This is a genomic window from Acinetobacter sp. 1566109, from assembly GCF_000582255.1.
In the GTDB taxonomy this organism is placed as follows: domain Bacteria; phylum Pseudomonadota; class Gammaproteobacteria; order Pseudomonadales; family Moraxellaceae; genus Acinetobacter; species Acinetobacter nosocomialis.
Map to the genome: position 1 here is coordinate 1 of NZ_JEYB01000131.1, position 2,238 is coordinate 2,238.

At 47.7% G+C, this 2,238-nt stretch carries 1 protein-coding gene and 2 rRNA genes; 2 read left to right on the forward strand and 1 reads right to left on the reverse strand.

Annotated features, from left to right (window positions below):
- Both J582_RS0105475 and rrf read left to right on the forward strand, forming a co-directional pair.
- Positions 1-1,648: ribosomal RNA gene (locus J582_RS0105475) — 23S ribosomal RNA — on the forward strand; the annotation flags it as partial.
- Positions 1,649-1,827: 179 nt separating this feature from the next.
- Positions 1,828-1,942: ribosomal RNA gene (gene rrf / locus J582_RS24620) — 5S ribosomal RNA — on the forward strand.
- A 165-nt stretch (positions 1,943-2,107) separates the two neighbouring features.
- Here the strand turns inward: rrf and J582_RS27420 are convergent.
- Positions 2,108-2,238: hypothetical protein (locus tag J582_RS27420; protein WP_228131714.1), on the reverse strand; the 131-nt coding region annotated here is incomplete at its 5' end.

Consider the following 2,238-nt stretch of genomic DNA (forward strand, 5'->3'; position numbering starts at 1 on the left):
CTGACGTGAGTAACGACAAAACGGGTGAAAAACCCGTTCGCCGAAAGACCAAGGGTTCCAGTCCAACGTTAATCGGGGCTGGGTGAGTCGACCCCTAAGGCGAGGCCGAAAGGCGTAGTCGATGGGAAATTGGTTAATATTCCAATACTTCTGTGTAATGCGATGAGAGGACGGAGAAGGTTAAGTCAGCCTGGCGTTGGTTGTCCAGGTGGAAGGATGTAGGTATGTATCTTAGGCAAATCCGGGGTACTCTATACTGAGATCCGATAGCAAGCTGTACTTGTACAGCGAAGTGGCTGATACCATGCTTCCAGGAAAAGTCTCTAAGCTTCAGTTACACAGGAATCGTACCCGAAACCGACACAGGTGGTCAGGTCGAGTAGACCAAGGCGCTTGAGAGAACTCTGCTGAAGGAACTAGGCAAAATGGTACCGTAACTTCGGGAGAAGGTACGCTGTTGTTGGTGATGGAACTTGCTTCCTGAGCTGATGACAGCCGCAGAAACCAGGCCGCTGCAACTGTTTATTAAAAACATAGCACTCTGCAAACACGAAAGTGGACGTATAGGGTGTGATGCCTGCCCGGTGCTGGAAGGTTAATTGATGGGGTTAGCGTAAGCGAAGCTCTTGATCGAAGCCCCAGTAAACGGCGGCCGTAACTATAACGGTCCTAAGGTAGCGAAATTCCTTGTCGGGTAAGTTCCGACCTGCACGAATGGCATAATGATGGCGGCGCTGTCTCCAGCAGAGGCTCAGTGAAATCGAAATCGCTGTGAAGATGCAGTGTACCCGCGGCTAGACGGAAAGACCCCGTGAACCTTTACTGCAGCTTGACACTGAACTTTGACCTTACTTGTGTAGGATAGGTGGGAGGCTTTGAAGTTGGAACGCTAGTTCCAATGGAGCCGTCCTTGAAATACCACCCTGGTAATGTTGAGGTTCTAACTCTGTCCCGTTATCCGGGACGAGGACCGTGTCTGGTGGGTAGTTTGACTGGGGCGGTCTCCTCCTAAAGAGTAACGGAGGAGTACGAAGGTGCGCTCAGCGTGGTCGGAAATCACGCGTAGAGTATAAAGGCAAAAGCGCGCTTAACTGCGAGACCCACAAGTCGAGCAGGTACGAAAGTAGGTCTTAGTGATCCGGTGGTTCTGTATGGAAGGGCCATCGCTCAACGGATAAAAGGTACTCTGGGGATAACAGGCTGATACCGCCCAAGAGTTCATATCGACGGCGGTGTTTGGCACCTCGATGTCGGCTCATCTCATCCTGGGGCTGAAGCAGGTCCCAAGGGTATGGCTGTTCGCCATTTAAAGAGGTACGCGAGCTGGGTTTAGAACGTCGTGAGACAGTTCGGTCCCTATCTACCGTGGGCGCTGGAAATTTGAGAGGATCTGCTCCTAGTACGAGAGGACCAGAGTGGACGAACCTCTGGTGTACCGGTTGTGACGCCAGTCGCATCGCCGGGTAGCTATGTTCGGAAGGGATAACCGCTGAAAGCATCTAAGCGGGAAGCCTACCTCAAGATAAGATTTCCCTAGGAATTTATTCCTCTAAAGAGCCGTTCGAGACTAGGACGTTGATAGGTTGGATGTGGAAGCATAGTGATATGTGAAGCTGACCAATACTAATTGCTCGTGAGGCTTGACTATACAACACCCAAGCAGTTGTATATAAAGCATCAATCGATTCATAAATCTACAAAGCAACTTGATTTAGTTATAACACTAGATAAAATGAACACAATCAGATTCAATCAGCCCAGTCTGTAAAGATTTGGAAAACGCTTCGGCAGTCAATAAGACCAAAGCAAGTATCCATAAACAGTTGTGCTGGCGACCATAGCAAGAGTGAACCACCTGATCCCTTCCCGAACTCAGAAGTGAAACCTCTTAGCGCTGATGGTAGTGTGGGGTTACCCATGTGAGAGTAAGTCATCGCCAGCTCATTATTCTAAACACCCCCAACTAAAATTGGGGGTGTTTTTTTTATGGGCGGGAAAATAAGAAAATTCTAGAAAACTCAGTTCTTAAAAAAACAAATTTACACGGTTGTCCTGCTTCAGAGATATAGAGAGTTAACTTTAATTAAGAAAAACCTTATAAGAATAATTATTTTAGCTGCCTGCGTGCATGTTTAAGGGCAGTGCGTAGACCTTCTTCCAGAGTGGGATGATAAAAAGGTTTCTCTAAAATATCATTTAAAGTTAATTCTTCACCAATGATCCAACTTAAGAGATGAG